This window comes from Pseudomonas atacamensis, from assembly GCF_017167965.1.
GTDB lineage: Bacteria > Pseudomonadota > Gammaproteobacteria > Pseudomonadales > Pseudomonadaceae > Aquipseudomonas > Aquipseudomonas atacamensis.
The window spans coordinates 2573654-2596667 of the sequence record NZ_CP070503.1 but is presented as its reverse complement, the minus strand read 5'-3'; the positions used below and the strand labels follow the sequence as shown (position 1 = coordinate 2596667).

Below are 23014 nucleotides of genomic sequence, written 5' to 3'. Positions count from 1 at the left end.
TTGGCTTCGGATGGGGCTGATCATGTTGGCGCAGGCGCTGTGGCTGCCGATGGCGCTGATCGTGTCGGCGCAGGCGCGGTGGCTGCCGATGGTGCTGATCGTGTCGGCGCGGGCGCAGTGGCTGCCGATGGCGCTGATCGCGTGGGCGCAGGCGCGGTGGCTGCCGATGGCGCTGATCGTGTCGGCGCGGGCGCAGTCGCTGCCGATGGTGCTGATCGTGTCGGTGCCGGCGCGGTGGCTGCCGATGGTGCTGATCGTGTCGGTGCCGGCGCGGTGGCTGCCGATGGTGCTGATCGTGTCGGTGCCGGCGCGGTGGCTGCCGATGGCGCTGATCGCGTCGGTGCCGGCGCTGTGGCTGCCGATGGCGCTGATCGTGTCGGTGCCGGAGCATTGGCAGCGGATGGCGCCGACCGCACCGGCGTCAACCGAGTGGCCTACTCCCGGGTCGGAGTCGGTTCTGATCGCGTGGCATCGGCGCTGATGACCGGCAGCTATTCCGACCAGTTCAACAGCCCACAATAATCGCCGCGAAATAACGGGCGAGCTCCTGAGCCGCCCGTTTACATCGGCCTTTACAGCATCTGTTCAACCGCTGCGCCTTGTCGATCACGCAGGGCGCGCAACGTCGCGCGTAACTCGGCCGGCCGCACAGGTTTCGACAGAATCGCAATCTGCCGGTCATGCAAGGCTGCCTGAATCTTTTCGACGTCATGCCCGGTGATGATCATCGCCGGCACTGCCCAACCGCGCCGCCTGCGCACTTCGTCAATGCATTCGATGCCAGTGGCGTGGGTGCCGAGGTCATAGTCGGCGACGATGATGTCGCAGTCGGTGACCAGGCCTTCAGCCGACCACTCGGCCTGCACCACACAGCCCCAGCGTTCGAGCAACGCCGAAGTCGCGAGCAACACGTTGCGGTCATCCTCGACCAGACACACCTTCAGTCCGGTCAACAAACCCATCTGCCGCGCTTCACTGCGAACCACCAGTGACTGCGGCGCGGCCACGATCGGCAACCCCGCAAGCGTCACAGCTGTGCCGCGCCCCAACTGTGAACGCAGAGCAACGTGCACATCGATCAGTTCACCAAGACGCTTGATGATCGACAGGCCCAGCCCGACGCCCTCGACATCTTTGTCGCGCACTTGCCGTACCCGATAAAACTCCTCGAAGACCTTGTGCAGATGCTCTTCGGCAATGCCGTTGCCACGGTCATGGATGACGATGGCCAGCCCTGCCCCACATTTACGCACGCCGATCAGCACGGGACGTTGCGCGCCGTATTTGAAGCAGTTGGAGAGCACGTTCTGCACCATGGTCGCGAGCAGCGCCGGGTCGGTTCTGACCCAGTGGTTGCACGGTCGCAGCCGCAGTTCGACGCCTGCCCAACGGGCCGCTTCCTGGTGTTGGCGTATCAGATCCGCAAGCCATTCACCGAGATTCAGCGTTTGCATTTTCGCTTCGACGCGGCCGTTATCGAGGGTGTAGAGGTCGAGAATCGAGCGGAACAATTGCGAGACGTTGAGCAGTGAGCGGTCGATGTTGTCGACCAACCGCCGCTCCTCATCACCCAGGCGCGACTCCCGCAGGCACGCGGTAAACAGTCCGATGGAGTGAATTGGCTGACGCAAGTCATGACTGGCCTGCGCGAGGAAGCGCGATTTCTCCAGATTCGCCGCAAGCGCTTCTTCCGACGCCTTGCGCGTGCGCTCAAGCAGCAAGTGCGCATAAAACGGAATCACCGTGCTGGTGATCAACAGCATCAACACCATGAACGGCTGCGCCTGCCAATACGGCGTCAGGCGATAGACCACCAGCAGCGCCACCAATGCAAGGCCGGTGGCAATCGCCAGATAGCGCGAGCCGTAGCGCATGCCGTTGCCGAGATTGACCCAGACCATCACCGCGTACAGTGGCAACGCCGCTTCGCCGCCGATCACCAGCCCGAAACAGGTGCCGGTGTAATCGTGGGCCATGGCGAAAATCCGTCGCGCCGGATAATGCCCCGGCCAGCGCGCAATGGCCTGGCGAAACACGATCGACGCCAGCAGGAACAGACTGATGTAGGTGATGACCGGCAGGTAGGTCTCGAAGCGATGGCCCGGCAAAAAGACCAGTACGACCATGTAAACCACCGCGATGGCGGCGATGATGATGCGCAGATTGGCCTGGTCGAGTTCGGTGTTTTTCTCGAACTTCATGGGAAACGTCCTTGTGCAGCGATTGCAGTTTCGGAAGCAGCCTACAGGCAACCTTCGCGTCCAGTGCTAAGGTGCAGGCCTTGAATCACGCCTGACCCAGGGAGGGTCGCATCATGACGTGCCGGATCATCATAGCCGACGATCACCCACTGTTTCGCGAGGCAATGTTGCGCACTGTGCAGCGCTTGCTGCCTGAGATGTTGCTTGAAGAAGCCGGCGACTTCGAGACCGTGCTCAAGCTGCTGGTGCCGGACAACGAGCCGGACACGCTGATGCTCGATCTGCGCTTTCCCGGACTGACCTGCATCACTCAACTCGCCGACTTGCGCCAACGATTGCCGCGCACCACGCTGATCGTGGTGTCGATGGTTGACGATCAAGCGCTGATCAGTGAAGTCATGGCGGCGGGCATTGACGGTTTTATCGGCAAGAACATTGCACCGGATGAAATCGGTCAGGCGATTCTGGCGATCCGTGAAGGCGAGGTGCTGGTGAAGTCAGCGCCGTCCGGCCTCTTGCCGCTGGAAACCGCGACGACGCTGACGCCGCGTCAGCAGGACGTGCTGCGTTTGATCGCGCAAGGCAAGACCAACAAGGAAATTGCCCGTGAACTGGATATCTCCCCGTTCACGGTACGCATCCATGTGTCTTCGTTGCTGCGCACGCTGGATGTGCCGACGCGGGCGGCAGCGGCGGTCAAGTATTCGGGGCTGTGAAGCGCTTTTACGGATCAACCTGCGCCATCAGATCCGGCACCGACTCCGGTCGTTTCGCATAGCGCTGGGCCAATACCGCGCAGACCATCAGCTGAATCTGGTGGAACAACATCAGCGGCAGAATCAGCACGCCGATGGTGCTGCCGGCGAACAACACCTGCGCCATCGGCACGCCGGTCGCCAGGCTCTTTTTCGAACCGCAGAACAGAATGGTGATGCGGTCTTCCTGATTGAAGCCGAACGCTTTGCTCAACAGAATTGATGCCACCAGAACCAACGTCAGCAGGATGCAGCAGACCACCACCAGGCCGAGCAACTCGAACAACGGAATCTGCTGCCAGATGCCTTCGTTGACCGCCTCGCTGAATGCGCCGTACACCACCAGCAGAATCGAGCCCTGATCAACGAATTTCAGCCAGTTCTTGTTGCGCCCTACCCAAGCGCCGATCCAGCGGCGGGCGATCTGCCCGGCAATGAATGGCAGGAGCAATTGCACACTGATTTTGACGATGGCATCGAGCGTCGAGCCGCCGTCGCCGTGGACGTTGAGCAGCAACGTCACCAGCAGCGGTGTAAGGAAAATCCCGAACAGGCTGGACGCCGCCGCACTGCAGATCGCCGCCGGAATATTGCCTCGCGCCAGCGAAGTGAACGCGATGGCCGACTGCACGGTCGCCGGTAATGCGCAGAGGTAGAGCATGCCCATGTACAGCTGATCACCGATCAGCGGTGACAATAGCGGTTTCAGCGCCAGGCCGAGGATCGGGAACAGTACGAAGGTCAGGCCGAACACCAGCAGATGCAGACGCCAGTGGCCGGCGCCGGCGATGATCGATTCGCGCGACAGCTTGGCGCCGTGCAGGAAAAACAGCAGGGCGATGGCGATGTTGGTCAGCCAGCCAAAGCCGACCGCGACTTGACCGCTGGCGGGCAGGAAGCTGGCCAGCAGGACGACGCCGATCAAGGTCAGCGTGAAGTTATCGGGCAGAAAACGTGGGCGCGTCATGAGATTCATCCGGGGGTTGCCAGTGCGTGCCGACGACTCTAACGTGACTGGCAATTACCGACTAACGCCGAAGAGCCGCAAGATGCCGCCTAAAGGACATAGCAAAAGCGTGCGCCGCAGTGTTCCCGGGCTGCCCAGCCTGCCGCGCCCCGTGTATGGACGCACCGAATCGCTGCCCAATCGCGCCCTCACCCGCCGCCACAGTCATCCGTGGGTGCAGTTGTCCTACGCGATCCAGGGCGTGCTCGAAGTGCAGACCAGCGCCGGCCGATTCGTCGCGCCGCCGGAGCGTGCGGTGTGGATTCCAGCGGGCGTGCCGCACCGGGTGTTCAGCGCACCGCATACGGAAATGCGCAGTCTCTACATCGACAGCAGCGTCACCGGTTGGGCGGCTGAACATTGCCATGTGCTCGGCGTCAGCGATTTGCTCAGGGAGTTGATCCGCGCCTTCAGTCAGGTGCCAGTGGAATACGACGAAAGCGGCCCTGACGGACGCTTGGCCCAGGTGATCCTTGATCAATTGGCCGACGCGCCGACCATCGACTTGATGCTGCCGCTGCCGCAAGACCCGCGCTTGAAGCAGATCTATCAGAGCCTGGAGCAACACCCGGAGCAGCAGACCACCCTGAGCCACTGGAGCGAAAAATTCGGTGTCACTGAAAAGACTCTGACGCGCCTGTTTTTGCGCGACACCGGCCTGACCTTCCGCGCTTGGCGCCAGCGCCTGCGCTTGCTTGGCGCCCTGACCCCGCTGGAAAAAGGCGAGCGTGTGACCGATGTTGCGCTGGCTTGTGGATACGACTCGACCTCGGCGTTTATCGCCGCGTTTCGTCAGCAGTTTGGCGAGACGCCGGGGGAGTTTTTCCGCTGACACTTCGTTTTTGCCGAACTGTCAGTCAGAAATAAACGATTTTTCTTTGCTCCAGATCCGTCGCTAGCATGGCCCCGTCTGACTTTGATCGAGAAGAGAAGATGATCCCTGTGGGAGCGAGCCTGCTCGCGAACGCGGTGGGTCAGCAACCTCAACTTCACTGTTCCATCGCAGTCGCGAGCAGGCTCGCTCCCACAGGGGATGCGCTTGCCGTTGAATCAGCGATAACACTGCAAGTAACAAGACAGGGGAGCGTGCCATGCCTGCCACGAACATCAATATCGGCGAACCCTGGATGTGGGGTGCCTTCATCATCTTCGTTCTGGCCATGCTGGCCCTGGACTTGTTTGTCTTCGGCGGGCGCAAGGCGCACCGGGTGTCGGTGCGGGAAGCGTCGGCCTGGGTGATTGCCTGGTGCCTGTTGGCGCTGAGCTTCGCCGGGTTGCTCTGGTGGTATCTGCACGGTGAATTCGGTGGTGAAATCGCCCGACAGAAAACCCTGGAATTCCTCACCGGCTATCTGATTGAGCAGTCGCTGTCGATCGACAACATGTTCGTCTTCGTGATGATCTTCAGCTACTTCGCCGTGCCACCGGAATTGCAGCGACGAGTGCTGCTGTACGGCGTGCTCGGCGCGATCGTCATGCGCGCGATCATGATTTTTGCCGGTGTGTGGCTGGTGTCGCAGTTCGAATGGCTGCTGTATGCCTTCGGTGTGTTCCTGATCATCACCGGGATCAAGATGCTGGTGTTCGCTGATCATCAACCGGATCTGGAAAAGAATCCGTTATTGCGCTGGGTGCGCGGGCATATGCGCATCACCAGTGGCTTTCATGGCGAGAAGTTTTTCATCCTACAGAACGGCGTGCGCTGGGCAACACCGATGTTCCTCGTGCTGGTGCTGATCGAGGCCAGCGACTTGATGTTCGCCGTCGACAGCATTCCGGCGATCTTCGCCGTGACCACCGACCCGTTCATTGTTTTCACCTCGAACATCTTCGCGATCATGGGCCTGCGCGCGCTGTACTTCCTGCTGGCGGACATGGCTGATCGCTTTCACCTGCTCAAATACGGGCTGGCGATCGTGCTGGTGTTCATCGGCGGCAAGATGGTGCTGATGCCGTGGTTCCACATGCCGGTGGAATGGTCGCTGGCAATCGTCGGGACGGTGATTCTCGGGTCGGTGCTGTTGAGCCTGGTGACCAGCCGCGAGGCAGAACGCCGCACCGAATGACACAACCCACCCCCACCTGTGGGAGCGAGCCTGCTCGCGAATACGCCGGATCATTCAACATAGGAGTTGAATGACACCCTGCTTTCGCGAGCAGGCTCGCTCCCACATTTGAAGTGCGGTGCTCTTATTTATCGGATTTGATACTGGTCCACACCCGCGTCCGCACCCGTTCCATTTTCTGCGGCAACGGTTGCACCACATACAGGGTTTTCAGCGCCTCGCTGGTCGGGGTCAGGTTGGGGTTGTCGGTGATGTCCTTGTTGACCAGCGGCATCGAGTCCTTGTTGGCATTCGGGTAACCGAGGAAATCACTGATCGGTGCGATCACTTTCGGGTCGAGCAAGTGGTTGAGGAATTCGTGGGCCTCGGCGACGTTCTTAGCGCTCTTCGGAATGGCGAAGGTGTCGAACCAGATCGGCGCGCCCTCCTTCGGCAAACGCCAGTCGACCACCACGCCGTTGCCCGCCTCTTTGGCGCGATTGCCGAACTGGTAGAAGCTGCCGGAATAACCGATCGCCACACAGATGTCGCCGTTGGCGATGTCGGTCATGTACTTGGCCGAGTTGAAGTACGTCACGTACGGGCGAATCTTCATCATCAAGGCCTTGGCCTTTTCATAATCCGCCGGATTCTGGCTGTTCGGATCGAGTCCGAGATAATGCAGGGCCAGCGGCAGAATTTCCGACGGCGAATCGAGCATCGCCACGCCGCAGGCCTTGAGCTTTTCCATGTTCTCGGGCTTGAACACCAGATCCCAACTGTCCACCGGCGCGTTGTCGCCCAGGGCGGCCTTGACCTTGGCCGGGTTGAAGCCGATCAGCACGGTGCCATACATGTACGGCACGCCGTACTGGTTGCCGGGGTCGTTGGCGTCGAGCAACTTGAGCAACGCCGGATCCTGGTGCTGCCAGTTCGGCAATTTCGACTTGTCGAGTTTCTGGAACACGCCGGCCTTGATCTGGGTTTCGATGAACTGATTGGACGGCACCACCAGGTCGTAACCGGAGTTGCCGGTGAGCAGTTTGGCTTCCAGGGATTCGTTGGTGTCGAAGGTGTCCCAGGTCACTTTGATCTTGCTTTGCTCGGCGAAGTCCTTGGGCACTGACGGCAGAATGTAATCCGCCCAGTTGTACACCCGCAGTTCGCGCTGCTCGGCCTGGACGGCGCTGGCCAGCAGCGTCAGGCCACACACGGTGGCGCCCAGAATGCGTTTGATCGTGACCATGGTTGTTTCCCCGAATGCGACGTGAGATCGATGGTTTTTATGTTCTGTACACGGCAGTGGCTGTAACGATAGCCAAGGGCAAAAAAGGTCGAGCCTGTTGTTATGGTTTCGATTCTTGCTGACAGCGTAGCGCGATGACAGTAGGCGGCAGGCCAAAAGGGGATCGATATGGCCATTTTCCGTGACCGCTGAAATACGCAAACAAAAATGCCCGGCGCTGGGCCGGGCATTGCTGTATTGCCGTTGGGATCAGTCGGTATAGCCGAGTCTGGCCGCCCTGCTCTGCTGCGCCTGACCGCGAGTTGCCAGGCAGTAATACAACGGCACGGTGACCACCAGGCCAACCAGCCACGACAGGTCGGCACCTTCCACCAGATTGGCGTACGGCCCGACATACAGCGAGGTGTTGGCAAACGGCAGCTGCACGATGATGCCGATGAAGTAGGCAATGATCGCGTGCAGGTTGAAGCGCCCGTAAATGCCGCCGTCAGCGCGGAAGATCGAGGCAATGTCGTAGTTGCCGCGCTTGATCAGATAGAAGTCGATCAGGTTGATCGACGCCCACGGCACCAGCACCAGCAACAGCGCCAGAATCAGCCCGATGAATTCGGAAATGAAATCCGCCGAAGCACCGAGGGCGACCACACAGCATCCCGCCAGGATCACGCTCGACAGCACCACGCGCACCTTGATGCTCGGCGTCCACTGGCTGGCAAACGTCTGAATCGAGGTGATGATCGACAACACCGCGCCATACAGATTGAGCGCGTTGTGGCTGATGATGTTGAGCAGAAACAGCACCATCAGTATCGGCCCCAGCCAACCAGTGGACTGCTTGACCGCTGCCATCGCTTCAGTGCCTTCCGGCGTCGCCAGTACCGCCACCGCGCCAAAACTGAACGACAGAATCGTGCCCAGCGTTGCGCCCATGTAAGTCGCCCAAAACGGTTTGGCAATGCCGATGTCTGCTGGCAGATACCGCGAATAGTCGGAGACGTATGGCGAGAAGCTGATCTGCCAGATGATCCCCAGCGACACCGTCGCCAGCCAGCCGGAGAGGTTGAAACTGCCGCGCGTCAGGAAGTCTGCCGGCAAGTCATGGGCGAAAATGTAGATGAATCCGGCGAGCAACGCGCCGCCCATCACCCAGGTGCCGATGCGGTTGAGGGTGTGGATGAAGTTGTAGCCGATCACACCGATCGCCGTGGCGGCCAGCGCGCCGATCAGAATGCTCAGCGGCGCTGGCACCGAGGGCGCAATGCCGACGATGGACTTGCCGGCCAGCACGATGTTGGAAATGAAGAAACCGATGTAGATGAGCGCCGCGAAAAACACGATCAGCAGCGCGCCGTAGCGGCCGAACTGACCGCGACTCTGGACCATTTGCGGAATGCCCATGCGCGGGCCTTGGGCCGAGGCCAGCGCAATCACCACGCCGCCGATCATGTGCCCCAGCGCAATCGCCAGTAGCCCCCAGAACAGATTGAGGTGGAACACCTGAACCACCATGGCGCCGGTGACGATGGGCAGTGGCGCGATGTTGGTGCTGAACCAAAGAGTGAACAGATCGCGGGCCTTCCCGTGGCGTTCCGCGAGTGGGACGTAATCGACCGTATGATTCTCGATCAACGGATCTTGCCGGGACATCTGGGACATATGCATGAACTCGAGTTTGTCTGTTTTTATCTTTGTATGAAGCCAAACCGGGAGGACTCTTGGGTCGCCCCTCAGATGCAGACCATATTATGGTATTCCAGACTTTGCACAAGCCTGATCCGCTGATTCTGTCGCTGTCTGATCCGCTATCCTCGCTGATCCCACCCCTGACCGGCTAGCTGAAAGCCCCGTAAACACTGAGTTTCCGACGAAAGTGGCACGTTTATCGGTTCACCAGAAAAGCTCTTGCAAGATATGTATTACGGTATACCATCAGACCTACAAACCATAAAAACCGCGTCACACCACCCGAGGACCACCCAATGATCGATGCTGCCATTTACAAACAAGTCATGGGCTCATTCCCGTCCGGCGTCACCGTCATCACCACGCTGGACGACGACGGCCAGATCGTCGGCCTGACCGCCAGCGCGTTCAGCTCGCTGTCGATGGACCCGGCGCTGGTGCTGTTCTGCCCCAACTACAGCTCCGACTCCTATCCCGTGCTGATCAAGAACAAACGCTTTGCGATTCACCTGTTGTCCAGCGTGCAGCAAAGCGAGGCCTATGCCTTCGCCCGCAAAGGCAAGGACAAGGCGCAGGGCATCGAGTGGACGTTGAGCGAACTGGGCAACCCGATCCTCGCCAATGCGACGGCGGTGATCGAGTGCGAGTTGTGGCGTGAATACGAAGGTGGCGACCACGCGATCATGGTCGGCGCGGTGAAGAACCTGATCGTCCCCGAGCAGGTCGCCGGGCCGCTGGTGTATTGCCACGGCAAGATGGGTGCGTTGCCGGTTGTGGCGTGATTTTCAAATCCGCCGAAATCCATGTGGGAGCGAGCCTGCTCGCGAATGCGATGGGTCAGTTGTTACATTTTCGACTGACCCGACGCCTTCGCGAGCAGGCGCGCTCCCACAGGTCTTGGTGTTGCCTGGGCGACCGTGTCAGGTCCTAAACCGGCTCACCAACTGATTCAACGTCTGCGACAACGCCGTCAGGTTCTGCGCATCCTGCCGAGTTGATTCCGCCAGGCTCGCCACCAACTGCGCATCGCCATGAATCTGGCTGATGTGCCGATTGATGTCCTCCGCCACTTGATGCTGTTCCTCCGCCGCCGTGGCGATCTGGGTGTTCATGTCGCGGATTACGTCAACCGATTCACGAATCAATTCAAAACTCGCCCGCGCCTCGTTGATCGACACCACGGTTTCCTGCGATACCTCAAGGCTGGCGTGCATCTGCTTGCCCATCTGGTGGGTGCGCCGCGCCAGATTGCCGAGCAGTGCGTCAATCTCACCGGTGGAATCCGAGGTGCGTTTGGCCAGCGCGCGAACTTCATCAGCGACCACGGCAAAGCCCCTGCCCTGCTCTCCAGCGCGCGCGGCCTCGATGGCGGCGTTGAGCGCGAGCAGATTGGTCTGCTCGGCAATCGAGCGAATCGTGCCGAGGATCGACTGGATGTCGTTGCTGTCCTGCTCCAGTTGCTGCATCGACTCGGCGCTATGGCCGATCTCCTGACTCAAGCGCCCGACGTTACTCACCGCCGCGTCGATCTGCTGCTGCCCGGTGTGAGCCTGACGCTGACCGTTGTCTGCCGAGTCGGCCGCCTGACTGCACGAGCGCGCAACCTCGTTGGAAGTGGCGACCATTTCGTGAAACGCCGTAGACACCATGTCCACCGCCTCACGCTGACGCGAAGCGACGTCGGCCATTTCCGCCGAGACTTCGGTGGCGCTGCCAGAGCTGCTGTGAATCTGCCCCGCTGCCTGGCCGATGCGCTGAATCAACGTACGAATCGCTTCAAGAAACTGATTGAACCAGCCCGCCAGTTGCGCGGTTTCATCCTGCCCGCGTACTTCCAGTCGCGCAGTCAGATCGCCCTCGCCCTGGGCAATGCCTTCGAGACCACTGGCGACACCACGAATCGGCTTGACAATCAGTCCGGCAAACCAAGCGCCGGCCATTGCAAACAACAATGCGCAAACCACAGCGATAGCGCCGATCATCCAGGTCAAACGAGTCGCCCCGGCCATCACTTCGCTCGCCTTGACCAAGCCGACAAACCGCCAGCCCAACGCCTGCGACGGCCAGACCAGCGCCATGTAATGCTCGCCGGCCAGTTGCACCTCGACCAGGCCTTTGCCCGCCTCGGCCAGTTGCTGATAACCGTCGCCGAGATCGCTGAGTTTCTTGAAGTTGTGCGCCGGATCGCTCGGGTCGACCAGCACGGTGTTGTTGGCTTCCATCAACATCAGATAACCGCTCTCACCAAGGCGGATCTGCTTGACCAGGTCGGTCAATTGCTTGAGCGACACATCGATGTTGACCACGCCGGCATTGCTGCCCAACTGGTTGTTGAAACTGTGCACGGTGCTCACCAGCACCACGTCATCCGCAGCCCAGTAATAGGCCTCGGTGCGCAGGGTTTTGCCGGGGTTGACCATCGCGGTTTTGTACCAGGGCCGGGTGCGCGGATCGTAGTTCGCCAACTTCGCATCGCCCGGCCAGAACAGATAACCGCCCTGCTCGGTGCCGACAGATAGATAGGTGTAGGCCGGATGCGCCTTAGCCAGACCGTCGAACAGTTTGAACAGCTGTTGATCCTGCGGCCCCATCGGCACTTGCGCAGCGTCGCTGCTCAGGTAGCGTTTAAGGCTGGTGTCGATGCTCTGCAGTTGCGGATGCTCGGCCAGATAGGCAACGTTTTGGCTGATGCCCTCGAAAAACAGCTGCATCGCGTTTTCCACCTGACGCACCTCGCGCCCGGTGCTGTCGGTAAAGGTGTCGCGCGCGCCCTCGCGGACATTGAGGATGATCAGCGCTGCCACCAGTAACACCGGCAGGCTGGCGATTACCGCAAACGCCAGAGTCAGTTTTTGTTTTATGTTCATTGCTTGCGCCTTCCTTGTTCGAAGTGTCGGTCAGAAATATTTTGCGGATATTCCGTATTATGGTATACCAATATTCAATCAACCGAACAGCCGTCCTCGAAGGCGTGCTTGAATGGTGAGAAGACTCGCGAGCGCAACGCGTTCACGTCAGTTCGACAGGCCCGCACACGACCGGCCAATTACAAAAGACTCGAGGTAGCGTCATGAAATTTTCCCTGTTCGTACACATGGAACGCTGGGACGAAAGCGTCAGCCACCGCCAACTGTTCGAAGACCTGACCGAACTGACCCTGATGGCCGAGGCCGGCGGTTTCAGCACCGTGTGGATCGGCGAACACCACGCCATGGAATACACCATCTCCCCAAGCCCGATGCCGCTGCTGGCCTACCTCGCAGCGAAAACCACGACCATCCACCTCGGCGCCGGCACCATCATCGCGCCGTTCTGGCACCCGCTTCGCGTCGCCGGCGAATGCGCCCTGCTCGACGTGATCAGCAACGGCCGCATGGAAGTCGGTCTCGCGCGCGGCGCCTATCAGGTTGAATTCGACCGCATGGCCGGCGGCATGCCCGCCTCCAGCGGCGGCCAGGCCCTGCGCGAAATGGTCCCGGTGGTCCGTGCCCTGTGGCAAGGCGACTACGCCCACGACGGCGACATCTGGAAATTCCCTACCTCCACCAGCGTGCCGAAACCGATCCAGAAGCCCAACCCACCCATGTGGATCGCCGCCCGCGACCCCGACTCGCACAACTTCGCCGTGGCCAACGGCTGCAACGTCATGGTCACGCCATTGATGAAAGGCGACGAAGAAGTCCTCGACCTGAAGAACAAATTCCAGACCGCGCTCGACAACAACCCAGACGTACCGCGCCCACAATTGATGGTGCTGCGCCACACCCACGTGCACACCGCTGATAACCCGGACGGCTGGCAAGTTGGCGCCAAAGCCATCTCACGTTTTTACCGCACTTTCGATGCCTGGTTCGGCAACAAGCAAACCCCGGTCAACGGCTTCCTTGCGCCAAGCCCGGAAGAGAAGTTTGCCGGACGTCCGGAGTTTGAACTGGAGAGTCTGCACAAGACCGCGATGATCGGCACGCCGGAAGAGATCATTCCGCGGATCAGGTACTACCAGGAACTGGGGGTGGATGAGTTTAGTTTCTGGTGCGACAACAGTCTCCCGCATGAAGAGAAGAAGAAGTCGCTGGAGTTGTTTATCAAGCATGTGGTGCCGGCGTTTCGCTAGAAGCCTGTCCATCTCTCAGCATTGAAAAAAGGGCGACTCCGACCAGAGCTCGCCCTTTTTCAATTCTGTAATGTCGAAGTGAAATACTCATCGCGCAACGTACGACTCTTTCCTACTGCCAAACCAGCACTTGCGTACAAGTGCCTTTCGCACTTTGCGCGGATAGTGGCCGTTGCCCATTCGGCATCTATTCTTGCCACACACGATCACAAGGAGTTTGCATGAGCACCTTCAAGACCCAAGACGGCACCGAGATCTATTACAAGGACTGGGGCAGCGGCAAGCCCGTGCTTTTCAGCCACGGCTGGCCGCTGGATGCCGACATGTGGGAATACCAGATGGAATACCTGAGCAGTCGCGGCTATCGCACCATCGCCTTCGACCGCCGTGGTTTCGGGCGCTCCGATCAACCATGGACCGGCTACGACTACGACACTTTCGCCGATGACATCGCTGGCCTGATCAACCATTTGGACCTGCGCGACGTGACCCTGGTCGGCTTCTCCATGGGTGGCGGCGACGTCAGCCGCTACATCGCCCGCCACGGCAGCGAGCGCGTTGCCGGCCTGGTATTGCTCGGTGCGGTCACGCCGCTGTTCGGCAAGAAAGCCGACTTCGCCGACGGCGTCGACAAATCGGTGTTCGACGGCATCAAGGCCGGCCTGCTGAAGGATCGTGCGCAATTCATCGCTGATTTCAACGCGCCGTTCTACGGCACCAATCAGGGCCAGAAAGTCTCCGACGGCGTGCTCACGCAAACCCTGAACATCGCGCTGCTGGCGTCGCTCAAGGGCACCGTCGACTGCGTGACCGCGTTCTCGGAAACCGACTTCCGCCCGGACATGGCCAAGATCGATGTGCCGACTCTGGTGATCCATGGCGACGGCGACCAGATCGTGCCATTCGAAACCACCGGCAAGCAGGCCGCCGCGCAAATCAAAGGCGCCGAGTTGAAGGTCTACGCCGGCGCGCCGCACGGGTTCGCCGTGACCCACGCGCAGGCGTTGAATGAGGATCTGCTGGCGTTCCTCAATCGGTAATTCCGCCCGGCAAAAGCCGTAGTCAGATGCTGATGAACCAAGGCCCGCGCGATGCGGGCCTTGTGTTTTGCGCTATGGTATTTTTCTGCGTCCACTACCCGGAGAAGGAAATCCAATGCTGCGAATACTCGGCAAAGCCTCATCGATCAATGTGCGCAAAGTGCTGTGGACCTGTGCCGAACTGGACATCCCGTTCGAGCGCGAAGACTGGGGTTCGGGTTTCAAGTCGCCAAACACACCGGAGTTCCTCGCGCTCAATCCCTGCGCCATGGTGCCGGTGATCCAGGACGGCGATTTCACTCTCTGGGAATCCAACACAATCATTCGTTATCTGGCGACGCGTTACGGCGGCGCCCATTTGTATCCCGCTGAGCCTATTGCCCGGGCGCAGGTCGATCAGTGGATCGACTGGCAGGCCTCGGAGCTGAATCGCTCGTGGTCATACCCGCTGATGGCACTGGTGCGCAAGTCGCCCGACTATCAGGACGGCGATGCCCTGGCCGCCGGCTGCCGGGACTGGATGCGCAACATGGAAATCCTCGACCGCCAACTGGAGAAGACTGGCGCTTACGTCAGTGGCGAGCAGTTTTCCCTGGCGGACATTTCGATCGGGCTGTCGGTCAATCGCTGGTTCGAAACGCCGCTTGATCACGGGAATCTGGCGGCGGTAAGCGCCTATTACGATCGTTTGAATCAGCGCGACGGTTATCGCTTGTACGGGCGCAACGGCACGCCATAAAGATACGCTCGATCAGGCTTGCTCACGCACCACGCCCCGCTCTTCAAGCAAACGCACGAACATGCTCAGACTGCGCGACACCGTGCCCCGGCGCCACACCAGCCAAGTGGTCAGATAGCGGAAGTCCGCCGTCAGCGGCCAGACGCTGACCGTCGCGCTGCCGGGCATGCTCTGCAGCATTTTGCGCGGCATCAGCGCCAGGCCGGCACCGGCGCTGACGCAGGCGAGCATGCCGTGGTAGGACTCCATTTCGAAGATCTTGCCGGGTACGGCAGCGTCGGTGCTGAACCATTTTTCAAAATGGTGACGGTAGGAACAGTTGGAACGGAAGGCATAGATATTCTCGCCGTTAACGTCCGCCGCACGTTCGACCGGTGAATGATTGAGCGGCGCGATGATGACCATTTCCTCCTCGAATGCCGGCACACCCTCCAGGGCCGGATGCAGCACCGGGCCGTCGACGAATGCAGCGGCGAGACGCCCGGACAGCACGCCGTCGATCATCGTCCCCGATGGCCCGGTCGAAAGATCGAGATCGACCTTCGGGTGCTGCTGGTTGTACGCCGCCAACAGTTCGGGAATACGCACTGCTGCGGTACTTTCCAGCGAACCCAAGGGGAACGCGCCCTGGGGTTCCTCACCCGCCACAGTGGCTCGAGCTTCCTGCACCAGATCGAGAATACGCCGCGTGTATTCGAGAAAACTCCACCCGGCCGGCGACAGGCGCAGACGGCTTTTCTCGCGGATAAACAGATCGACGCCGAGGTCCTGCTCCAGCTGTTTGATCCGCGTGGTCAGGTTCGACGGCACGCGATGAATCTGCGTGGCGGCGGCGCTGATGCTGCCGTGCTCGGCCACGGCCTTGAAGATTTCCAGTTGCACCAGATCCACAGTCATTCTCCAATCGTGAAGGAAACGCTCTTTATTATTCAGTTTCCAGAAAACTAACGCCACCCTACTCTAGGCCCATCCGACGAACCTACAGGACAACGTCATGAGCCAGATTTCCAGCCAGACCCACGCCATCTCGATCAACCCCGCCACCGGCGAGCAGATCGGGCATTACGCGTTTGAATCCGCCGCTGCCCTTGATGCGGCGCTGACTCGCGCTGCCTTTGCTTTTGGCAAGTGGAAGCGCAAGCCGCTGCAGGATCGTTCGCGCCTTTTGACCGCCCTCGCCGGCGCGCTGCGTGAAACCTCAGAAGCGATGGCAACCATGATCACTCAGGAAATGGGCAAGCCGATCGCCCAGGCCCGTGGCGAAATCGAGAAATGCGCCAAGCTCTGCGAGTGGTACGCCGAGCACGGCCCGGCCATGCTCGACGCCGAAGCCACCCAGGTTGAAGGCGGCAAGGCGCGTATCGAGTACCGTCCGCTGGGGCCGATTCTGGCGGTAATGCCGTGGAACTTCCCGATCTGGCAAGTGCTGCGCGGCGCGGTGCCGACGCTGATCGCTGGCAACACTTACGTGCTCAAGCATGCGCCGAACGTGATGGGCAGCGCTTATCTGCTGCGCGATGCGTTCGTCCGCGCCGGTTTCCCCGAGGGCGTGTTTGAAGTGATAAACGTCACCCCGGAAGGCGTTTCCAGCGCCATTGCCGATTCGCGCATCGCCGCTGTGACGCTGACCGGCAGCGTCCGCGCCGGCATGGCCATCGGTGCTCAGGCAGGTGCGGCATTGAAGAAATGCGTGCTGGAACTGGGCGGCTCCGATCCGTTCATCGTGCTCAACGATGCTGATCTGGATGAGGCGGTGCACGCGGCGGTGGTCGGTCGTTATCAGAATTCCGGCCAGGTCTGCGCGGCTGCGAAACGCTTGATCATCGAACAAGGTGTGGTCGAGGAATTCACCCGCAAGTTCGTTGAAGCGACACGCCAGTTGAAGATGGGCGATCCGCTCAACGCTGACACTTACATCGGGCCGATGGCGCGTTTCGATCTGCGTGATGAATTGGATCAGCAAGTGCGTGACACGTTGGAGGAAGGCGCGACGCTGCTGCTCGGCGGCCGAAAAGCCGAAGGCGCCGGCAATTTCTACGAACCGACCGTGCTCGCCGATGTAACCGACCGCATGACCTCGTTCAAGCAAGAACTGTTCGGCCCGGTCGCTTCGATTATCACCGCCCGCGATTGCGCACACGCCGTGGCCTTGGCCAACGACAGCGATTTCGGCCTGACCGCCACGATCTACACCGCCAACGTCGCGCTGGCCGAGCAACTGACCAGCGAACTGGAAACCGGCGGCGTGTTCATCAACGGCTACTCGGCGAGCGATCCTCGGGTGACCTTCGGCGGCGTGAAGAAGAGCGGCTTCGGTCGCGAGTTGTCGCACTTTGGCGTACGGGAATTCTGCAACGCGCAGACCGTATGGCTGGATCGTAAATAAGCCGGGTGCTGTAAAACCTGTGGGAGCGAGCCTGCTCGCGAAAGCGTCCTGTCAGTCACCGTTGCATCGACTGACACACCTCTTCGCGAGCAGGCTCGCTCCCACAGGGGCACGGCTGCGCAGATGATTTGGTGCACGACTCCCTCAAGCTCTGCTTCGATTTACAGATACTTCAGCCAGCTGATGTCCCGCCGCCGCGCTTTCAGTGCCGAAAACCAGCGCACTGCCGGGAACAGCACCAAGGCAAGAACCACCGCCGCCAGCCACACCGCGGTCACCGTCGAAAAGCCGAAATAGTTGCCCTGATTCAGGCCAAACAGCGCCACACCGATCAGGTACAACACCTTCAAAACATACAAGTGCAGCAGATAGAAAAACATCGGTGCCGAGCCGAACACCGTCAGCCAGCCAATCCAGCGGCGACTCTGCACGCGCTCAAAGGCGAGCAACAGCAACAGACCCGTACTCACAGTCAGCGCGAGAAACAGCAGCGACGGCGGGTATTTGGTGATGTTGAAAAAGCTCATCAGTGTCTGCACCAGCGAATCGCTGATCGCCCACGGTTTTTCGCCGTAGCCATTGATCAAGCGCAGCGCCACAAAGCCCAGCAAACCAGCGACCCCAGCAATCAGCAAACGACGCTGACGCACCGCCGCGTCCATGCCGCGAGCAAACCACGGCCCCAGCACATAGCCCAGGCCGATTACACCAATCCACGGCAGCAGCGGGTACGAGGTGCGCAGGCGCAGGGTTTCGCTGATCTCGATCCAGCCTCGATCATGCAGAATCGCCCAAGGCACATGCATCGCCGACTCGACCGGGAAATGCACCGCGTCGAGCAGGTTGTGCCCGGCGATGATCGCCACGCTCAGCGTCAGCAGCAGCGCACGTGGCAACCAGACCAGCATCGCCAGCGCAATCATGCTCAGGCCGATCGCCCAGATCACTTGCAGGTAGATCACGCTCGGCGGCAACTGGAAGGTCCAGGCGAAGTTGACCAAAGTGAATTCCAGCGCCACCAGGAACAATCCGCGCTTGAACAGAAACGCGCTGACATCGGCTTTGCCGGCGTATTTTTCGCCGTAGAGCCATGCCGACAAACCGGTCAGCAAGACGAACACCGGCGCACACAGATGCGCCAATGTGCGGCTGAAAAACAACGCCGGCTCGGTGCTGGCGATGTCCATCGGATCGGAGACCTGTCGGTGCAAGAGAAAGGTTTCACGTACGTGATCGAGCAGCATGAACAGGATCACCAGGCCTCTGAGCGCATCAATGGATAGCAGCCGGCCAGTCGTCAACGGGGCAGAACGGGGAAGCACAGGAGTCATGGATCTTTCGCAATCGAGAGGGATAACACCGGACAGCCATAACGCCGCCCATAAATTTTGCGTTACCTTATAACATCAGAAAAACAAAACCCAAACATCCAGCATCGAAGTTGCCCATCAGCGCCAGCCTTCTATAGTGAACAGATCCGCCCTGCCCTTGAGCGCTGTCCATGGTCAACACCGAACACCTGATCATCTGCGAGCACTGTGATTGCGTGTACGAGAAAGTCGTGCTCGCCAAACACCAGAAAACCCTGTGCGTGCGCTGCGGTGGCGTGCTGCAGCGCTTCAACGGCCTGACCATCGAGCAGCGTCTGGCCCTGACGTTCACGGCCGCGATGCTGTGGCTGTTCGCCAATTTCTATCCGGTGATGAGCATCAGCCTCAAAGGCATGAAAAACAGCGCAACCCTATGGGATTCGGTGCTCGCGCTGAGCCAGGGACCGATCACCTTTATCGCCATGGTCGCGGCGATCGCAATCATCATCGCCCCGGCATTTCAGCTAGTGTTGCTGGTCTGGGTGTTGACTTTCGCCCTCGGCATGAGGCGGGCACCGGGGTTCAATCTGTGCATGCGCTGGCTGGAAACCCTGCGCCCGTGGAGCATGCTTGAGGTGTGTCTGCTGGGGGCGATGGTCGCGGTGTTCAAACTTGCCGGCCTGCTGGATGTGCTGCCGGGGATCGGCCTGTTCGCCCTGGCGGTGCTGAGCCTGATGATGATCCGCATTGCCGGCCGTGACATCCGCGAACTCTGGGACATTTTATGAAGCGTCCACCGACCGCCAGTGAACTCAATTTATGCCTGTGCCACAGCTGTGGCCTGGCCTGCGATATGACCGACGAGCCACACGAGTGCCCGCGCTGCGATGCGCCGCTGCATCGGCGCAAAACCAATTCGCTGACGCGAACCTGGGCGTACATGCTCGCCGCCCTGGCATTTTATATCCCGGCCAATCTGCTGCCGGTGATGAATACGGTGATGCTCGGCAACGGCGCCGACAGCACGATCATGAGTGGCGTGCTGGAGTTCTGGGAGGCCGGGGCGTGGGACATTGCCCTGATCATTTTCATCGCCAGTATCGCGGTGCCGGGGGTCAAGTTCGTCGCCCTGACCTTGCTGCTGGTCACCGTACAGCGCAACAGCGATTGGGCGCGCAGGGAGCGTTCGAAGCTGTACCGCTTCGTCGAACTGATCGGCTACTGGTCGATGCTCGATGTGCTGGTGGTCGCGCTGGTCGCGGCGCTGGTGAAGTTCCAGGCGCTGGGCGATATCGAGCCACGACCGGGCATCCTGTTCTTCGGCCTGGTCGTGGTGTTCACCATGCTCGCGGCGATGAGTTTCGACCCACGCCTGATCTGGGACAGGGACACCAGCGACACGGTCAGCGACGCAGCGTCTGGAGCAGCACCTGCAGCGGATGGCGCAGCGCCTGATCCGACTGGCGCTTGACCTGGCTGCGGCAGGAGTAGCCGGTCGCCAACGCCTCGCCCTGCTCCGCCGGAGCCTGCACCTGACGCGCCCACGATTGCTCGTAAATGATTGCCGAGGTCTGGCGATTGCGTGCTTCGTGGCCGTAGGTACCGGACATGCCGCAGCAACCGGTAGCCTGCGTGGCCAGCTTCAGACCGGCACGTTCGAAGACCTGTTCCCACTGGCGGGTCGCGGCCGGCGCGTTGGTTTTCTCCGTGCAATGGGCGAGCAGACGGAACGCTTTGGGCTGAGCCTCAGGCGTCTGCTCCGGCATGACCTTGAGTAACCATTCCTGCACCAGCGCTACTTCTGGGCACTCATTCAGGCCCGGTACTTTCAGGTATTCCTGGCGATAGACCAAAGTCATCGCCGGATCCAGCCCCAGCAGCGGCACGCCGGTCTGCGCCAGCGCCTGCAACTGCTCAGCGTTACGCAACGCCGCGCGATTGAACGCCGAGAGAAAGCCCTGCACATGCAGCGGTTTACCATTGGCGCTGAACGGCGCGAGATAGACCTGATAACCCAGGCGCGAAATCAGCTCGACCAGATCAGCCAGCAGCGGCGCTTCGAAGTAGCGGGTGAAGGCGTCCTGCACGATGACCACGCTGCGTTCGCGTTGCTCTGAGGTCAGTGCCGACAGCGTTGCAACCGTTGCTGGCTGCACCTGCCAACGGCGCATCGCCGCGTGGAAATCGAAACGGCTGAGCAACGGCACATCGACCATGCCACCGATCCGCGACAGCGCACTGCGCACCCAGCCCGCGCCAATCATACCGTTGTACAGCGCCGGAATCCGCGCCATGTAGGGAATGGTGTATTCCAGCGAGGCAATCAGATAGTCTCGCGCCGGACGCAAATAACGACTGTGATACAGCTCGAGAAAACGCGAGCGAAACTCCGGCACGTTGACCTTGACCGGGCACTGCCCCGCGCAGGATTTGCAGGCCAGACAACCGGCCATGGCGTCGTACACCTCATGGGAAAAATCCGCCGATGGATCGCGACTGTTGCGCCAGCGCTGCCACAGCGAGCGGAAAAACGCCGGTTTGCGAATCGCATCCGAGAGTACGTCGACACCTGCCTCGCCCTGCAACCGCAGCCATTCTCGAATCAGTGAAGCGCGGCCCTTGGGCGACTGCGCGCGTTCGCGGGTGGCTTTCCACGACGGGCACATGGCGTCATCAGGATCGAAGTTGTAGCAGGCGCCGTTGCCATTGCAATGCATGGCCGCGCCGTAGCTTTGCCAGACTTTTTCGTCGATCTGCCGATCCAGCTCGCCGCGCAGGGTCACTTCGTCGATCTTCAGCAGTGCTGCGCCGCTGTTGGCCGGCGTAGCGATTTTGCCCGGGTTGAACTGGTTGAATGGGTCGAACGCGGCTTTCAAGGCTTGCAGCGCCGGGTACAACTCGCCGAAGAATGCCGGCGCGTACTCCGAACGCAGGCCCTTGCCATGCTCGCCCCAGAGCAGGCCGCCGTAGCGCTGAGTCAACGCGGCGACGCCATCGGAAACCGGGCGTACCAGCGCCGCTTGCTGCGGGTCTTTCATGTCGAGAATCGGCCGCACGTGCAGTACGCCGGCGTCGACATGGCCGAACATGCCGTACTGCAAACCGTGGCTGTCGAGCAGCTCGCGCAGTTCGGCGATGTATTCGGCCAAATGCTGCGGCGGCACTGCGGTGTCTTCAACGAACGGCTGTGGGCGGGCTTCACCGGCGACGTTGCCGAGCAGGCCCACCGCCCGCTTGCGCATGCCGTAGACCTTGTTCACCGCTGCCTGACCGATCGCCAGTGTATGTCCGAGGCGCTCCACGGTGCGGTCGTTTTGCAGATGTTCGAGGAACGCTTCGACGCGGCGCTGCAGATCTTCGGGATCGTCACCGCAGAACTCGACCAGGTTGATCCCTAGGGTCTGCCGCTCGGCGTTTTCAGGAAAATATTCGGCAACGCCGTGCCAGACGATGTCCTGCATCGCCAACAGCAAGACTTTGGAGTCGACGGTTTCGATCGACAACGGCTTGAGCGCCATCAACGCCCGCGCATCGCGCAAGGCATCCATGAACCCGGCGTAGCGGATGTTGACCAGCATGGTGTGCTTGGGAATCGGCAGCACGTTGAGCCGCGCTTCGACGACGAAGCCCAGCGAGCCCTCAGCGCCGCAGAGCACGCTGTTGAGGTTGAAGCGCTGGTCGGCCTCGCGCAGATGCGCCAAGTCATAACCGGTCAGGCAGCGGTTGAGATCGGGAAAGCGTGCCTTGATCAGCTCACCCTGTTCATCAATGATCTGCCGCGCACAACGATAGACTTCGCCGACGCGATCATCGCGGGCGCACTGCGCTGCAAGCTCATCCTCGGCCAGCGGCAGGCCGTGCAGACGCTCGCCGCCGCGCAGGATCATCTCAAGCTCCAGCACATGGTCGCGGGTCTTGCCGTAGGTGCAACTGCCTTGGCCGCTGGCGTCGGTGTTGATCATGCCGCCGACCGTGGCGCGGTTCGAGGTCGACAGTTCCGGAGCAAAAAACAGCCCGGCGGATTTCAGCGCGGCGTTGAGCTGGTCCTTGACCACCCCGGCCTGCACGCGTACCCAGCGTTGTTCAACATTGATTTCCAGAATGCGATTCATGTGCCGCGACAGGTCGACGACGATGCCGTCCGTCAGCGATTGACCGTTGGTGCCGGTGCCACCGCCACGGGGGGTGATCAGCACTTTCTCGTACGCCGGTTCGGCAATCAGCCGCGCCACACGTGCAACGTCTTCGGCGTCCAGCGGAAACACCGCCGCTTGCGGCAAGCGCTGATAGATCGAGTTGTCGGTCGCGAGCACCACGCGGCTGGCGTAATCGGCGCTGATTTCACCGCGAAAGCCGCTGTCTTTCAGGGCGGCGAGAAATTGTTGGTAATCGCCGGTCAGGGCTTTGGCAGGCGACAGCTGGGCAATCATCGGTCGGGTCATCTCGGTCAAATCGGGCTGTGTGGCGGTGAACAGTTGTGCGCAAGGAA

Annotated in this window: 18 protein-coding genes and 2 pseudogenes; 11 read left to right on the top strand and 9 right to left on the bottom strand. The window is 60.6% G+C overall.

Annotated features, from left to right (window positions below):
* Nucleotides 1-10: 10 nt before the first annotated feature.
* Entirely contained in the window at nt 11-481 is a 471-nt protein-coding gene (locus tag JWU58_RS11945; protein ID WP_181424972.1) for a hypothetical protein, read from the top strand.
* A 91-nt stretch (nt 482-572) separates the two neighbouring features.
* Here the strand turns inward: JWU58_RS11945 and JWU58_RS11940 are convergent, their stop codons facing one another.
* Nucleotides 573-2201, bottom strand: a complete 1629-nt coding sequence (locus JWU58_RS11940; protein WP_206422022.1) for an ATP-binding response regulator — start codon at nt 2199-2201, stop codon at nt 573-575.
* Between the two features lie 113 nt (nt 2202-2314).
* Between JWU58_RS11940 and JWU58_RS11935 the strand changes: the two genes are divergently transcribed.
* Nucleotides 2315-2917 (top strand): LuxR C-terminal-related transcriptional regulator, encoded by a 603-nt coding sequence (locus tag JWU58_RS11935; protein ID WP_125927932.1) that lies wholly within the window; start codon nt 2315-2317, stop codon nt 2915-2917.
* A 7-nt stretch (nt 2918-2924) separates the two neighbouring features.
* On the opposite strand, the gene JWU58_RS11930 is transcribed toward JWU58_RS11935, so the two are convergent.
* Nucleotides 2925-3923 carry a bile acid:sodium symporter family protein gene (locus tag JWU58_RS11930; RefSeq protein WP_041480047.1) on the bottom strand — a complete coding sequence of 333 codons (999 nt, stop codon included), beginning with the start codon at nt 3921-3923 and terminating at the stop codon, nt 2925-2927.
* Nucleotides 3924-4005: 82 nt separating this feature from the next.
* Between JWU58_RS11930 and JWU58_RS11925 the strand changes: the two genes are divergently transcribed.
* Nucleotides 4006-4794, top strand: a complete 789-nt coding sequence (locus JWU58_RS11925; protein WP_071172719.1) for an AraC family transcriptional regulator — start codon at nt 4006-4008, stop codon at nt 4792-4794.
* A 259-nt stretch (nt 4795-5053) separates the two neighbouring features.
* Complete coding sequence (locus JWU58_RS11920; protein ID WP_122602397.1) at nt 5054-6028, top strand: TerC family protein; 975 nt, start codon at nt 5054-5056, stop codon at nt 6026-6028.
* Between the two features lie 124 nt (nt 6029-6152).
* Here the strand turns inward: JWU58_RS11920 and JWU58_RS11915 are convergent, their stop codons facing one another.
* Together JWU58_RS11915 and JWU58_RS11910 are read right to left on the bottom strand one after the other, a co-directional pair.
* Complete coding sequence (locus tag JWU58_RS11915; protein ID WP_016775035.1) at nt 6153-7253, bottom strand: polyamine ABC transporter substrate-binding protein; 1101 nt, start codon at nt 7251-7253, stop codon at nt 6153-6155.
* A gap of 249 nt (nt 7254-7502) precedes the next feature.
* The gene (locus JWU58_RS11910; RefSeq protein WP_206422021.1) at nt 7503-8909 is read right to left on the bottom strand and encodes a purine-cytosine permease family protein; all 1407 of its coding nucleotides are present in this window, start codon (nt 8907-8909) and stop codon (nt 7503-7505) included.
* A gap of 323 nt (nt 8910-9232) precedes the next feature.
* Here JWU58_RS11910 and JWU58_RS11905 point away from each other — a divergent pair, with 323 nt between their 5' ends.
* Nucleotides 9233-9718: a flavin reductase family protein gene (locus JWU58_RS11905; protein WP_016775037.1), complete on the top strand. Its 486-nt coding sequence runs from the start codon at nt 9233-9235 to the stop codon at nt 9716-9718.
* Nucleotides 9719-9856: 138 nt separating this feature from the next.
* Here JWU58_RS11905 and JWU58_RS27575 read toward each other — a convergent pair.
* Both JWU58_RS27575 and JWU58_RS27570 read right to left on the bottom strand, forming a co-directional pair.
* Nucleotides 9857-10456, bottom strand: a pseudogene (locus JWU58_RS27575) (methyl-accepting chemotaxis protein); the annotation flags it as partial.
* A 306-nt stretch (nt 10457-10762) separates the two neighbouring features.
* Nucleotides 10763-11647: pseudogene (locus JWU58_RS27570) on the bottom strand (cache domain-containing protein); the annotation flags it as partial.
* Between the two features lie 359 nt (nt 11648-12006).
* Between JWU58_RS27570 and JWU58_RS11895 the strand changes: the two are divergent.
* The 3 genes from JWU58_RS11895 (at nt 12007) to JWU58_RS11885 (ending at nt 14829) form a co-directional block, all read left to right on the top strand.
* Complete coding sequence (locus JWU58_RS11895; RefSeq protein WP_123442261.1) at nt 12007-13050, top strand: LLM class flavin-dependent oxidoreductase; 1044 nt, start codon at nt 12007-12009, stop codon at nt 13048-13050.
* A 221-nt stretch (nt 13051-13271) separates the two neighbouring features.
* Complete coding sequence (locus tag JWU58_RS11890) at nt 13272-14090, top strand: alpha/beta fold hydrolase (RefSeq protein WP_024013222.1); 819 nt, start codon at nt 13272-13274, stop codon at nt 14088-14090.
* Nucleotides 14091-14205: 115 nt separating this feature from the next.
* On the top strand, nt 14206-14829 hold the full coding sequence (locus JWU58_RS11885) for a glutathione S-transferase family protein (protein ID WP_123442259.1): 624 nt from the start codon (nt 14206-14208) through the stop codon (nt 14827-14829).
* Between the two features lie 12 nt (nt 14830-14841).
* Here JWU58_RS11885 and ptrR read toward each other — a convergent pair whose 3' ends face one another.
* Nucleotides 14842-15720 (bottom strand): putrescine utilization regulator PtrR, encoded by an 879-nt coding sequence (gene ptrR / locus JWU58_RS11880; RefSeq protein ID WP_038862196.1) that lies wholly within the window; start codon nt 15718-15720, stop codon nt 14842-14844.
* Nucleotides 15721-15823: 103 nt separating this feature from the next.
* Between ptrR and JWU58_RS11875 the strand changes: the two genes are divergently transcribed.
* Nucleotides 15824-17215 (top strand): aldehyde dehydrogenase family protein, encoded by a 1392-nt coding sequence (locus JWU58_RS11875; RefSeq protein WP_123442258.1) that lies wholly within the window; start codon nt 15824-15826, stop codon nt 17213-17215.
* Nucleotides 17216-17376: 161 nt separating this feature from the next.
* Here JWU58_RS11875 and JWU58_RS11870 read toward each other — a convergent pair whose 3' ends face one another.
* Nucleotides 17377-18546, bottom strand: a complete 1170-nt coding sequence (locus tag JWU58_RS11870) for an acetyltransferase domain-containing protein (protein ID WP_206422019.1) — start codon at nt 18544-18546, stop codon at nt 17377-17379.
* 170 nt (nt 18547-18716) lie between these two features.
* Here JWU58_RS11870 and JWU58_RS11865 point away from each other — a divergent pair, with 170 nt between their 5' ends.
* Together JWU58_RS11865 and JWU58_RS11860 are read left to right on the top strand one after the other, a co-directional pair.
* Entirely contained in the window at nt 18717-19313 is a 597-nt protein-coding gene (locus JWU58_RS11865; RefSeq protein ID WP_123442256.1) for a paraquat-inducible protein A, read from the top strand.
* Nucleotides 19310-19996, top strand: coding sequence for a paraquat-inducible protein A (locus tag JWU58_RS11860; RefSeq protein ID WP_206422018.1), 687 nt, complete (start codon nt 19310-19312; stop codon nt 19994-19996). Before JWU58_RS11865 ends, JWU58_RS11860 begins: the two co-directional genes overlap by 4 nt.
* Here JWU58_RS11860 and ydiJ read toward each other — a convergent pair.
* A complete protein-coding gene (gene ydiJ, locus JWU58_RS11855; protein ID WP_206422174.1) occupies nt 19929-22955 on the bottom strand; it encodes a D-2-hydroxyglutarate dehydrogenase YdiJ in 3027 nt (1008 codons plus the stop codon). The two genes, JWU58_RS11860 and ydiJ, sit on opposite strands and share 68 nt — an antisense overlap.
* Nucleotides 22956-23014: the final 59 nt, after the last annotated feature.

What these genes read in the sequence shown, in the direction of transcription:
- ydiJ (WP_206422174.1), bottom strand. Translation starts at nt 22,955, where the DNA reads ATGATTGCCCAGCTGTCGCCTGCCAAAGCCCTGACCGGCGATTACCAA.
- JWU58_RS11925 (WP_071172719.1), top strand. Translation starts at nt 4,006, where the DNA reads ATGCCGCCTAAAGGACATAGCAAAAGCGTGCGCCGCAGTGTTCCCGGG.
- JWU58_RS11930 (WP_041480047.1), bottom strand. Translation starts at nt 3,923, where the DNA reads ATGACGCGCCCACGTTTTCTGCCCGATAACTTCACGCTGACCTTGATC.
- JWU58_RS11935 (WP_125927932.1), top strand. Translation starts at nt 2,315, where the DNA reads ATGACGTGCCGGATCATCATAGCCGACGATCACCCACTGTTTCGCGAG.
- JWU58_RS11895 (WP_123442261.1), top strand. Translation starts at nt 12,007, where the DNA reads ATGAAATTTTCCCTGTTCGTACACATGGAACGCTGGGACGAAAGCGTC.
- JWU58_RS11870 (WP_206422019.1), bottom strand. Translation starts at nt 18,546, where the DNA reads ATGACTCCTGTGCTTCCCCGTTCTGCCCCGTTGACGACTGGCCGGCTG.
- JWU58_RS11910 (WP_206422021.1), bottom strand. Translation starts at nt 8,909, where the DNA reads ATGTCCCAGATGTCCCGGCAAGATCCGTTGATCGAGAATCATACGGTC.
- JWU58_RS11865 (WP_123442256.1), top strand. Translation starts at nt 18,717, where the DNA reads ATGGTCAACACCGAACACCTGATCATCTGCGAGCACTGTGATTGCGTG.
- JWU58_RS11875 (WP_123442258.1), top strand. Translation starts at nt 15,824, where the DNA reads ATGAGCCAGATTTCCAGCCAGACCCACGCCATCTCGATCAACCCCGCC.
- JWU58_RS11945 (WP_181424972.1), top strand. Translation starts at nt 11, where the DNA reads ATGGGGCTGATCATGTTGGCGCAGGCGCTGTGGCTGCCGATGGCGCTG.
- JWU58_RS11915 (WP_016775035.1), bottom strand. Translation starts at nt 7,253, where the DNA reads ATGGTCACGATCAAACGCATTCTGGGCGCCACCGTGTGTGGCCTGACG.
- JWU58_RS11905 (WP_016775037.1), top strand. Translation starts at nt 9,233, where the DNA reads ATGATCGATGCTGCCATTTACAAACAAGTCATGGGCTCATTCCCGTCC.
- JWU58_RS11920 (WP_122602397.1), top strand. Translation starts at nt 5,054, where the DNA reads ATGCCTGCCACGAACATCAATATCGGCGAACCCTGGATGTGGGGTGCC.
- JWU58_RS11885 (WP_123442259.1), top strand. Translation starts at nt 14,206, where the DNA reads ATGCTGCGAATACTCGGCAAAGCCTCATCGATCAATGTGCGCAAAGTG.
- JWU58_RS11890 (WP_024013222.1), top strand. Translation starts at nt 13,272, where the DNA reads ATGAGCACCTTCAAGACCCAAGACGGCACCGAGATCTATTACAAGGAC.
- JWU58_RS11860 (WP_206422018.1), top strand. Translation starts at nt 19,310, where the DNA reads ATGAAGCGTCCACCGACCGCCAGTGAACTCAATTTATGCCTGTGCCAC.
- JWU58_RS11940 (WP_206422022.1), bottom strand. Translation starts at nt 2,201, where the DNA reads ATGAAGTTCGAGAAAAACACCGAACTCGACCAGGCCAATCTGCGCATC.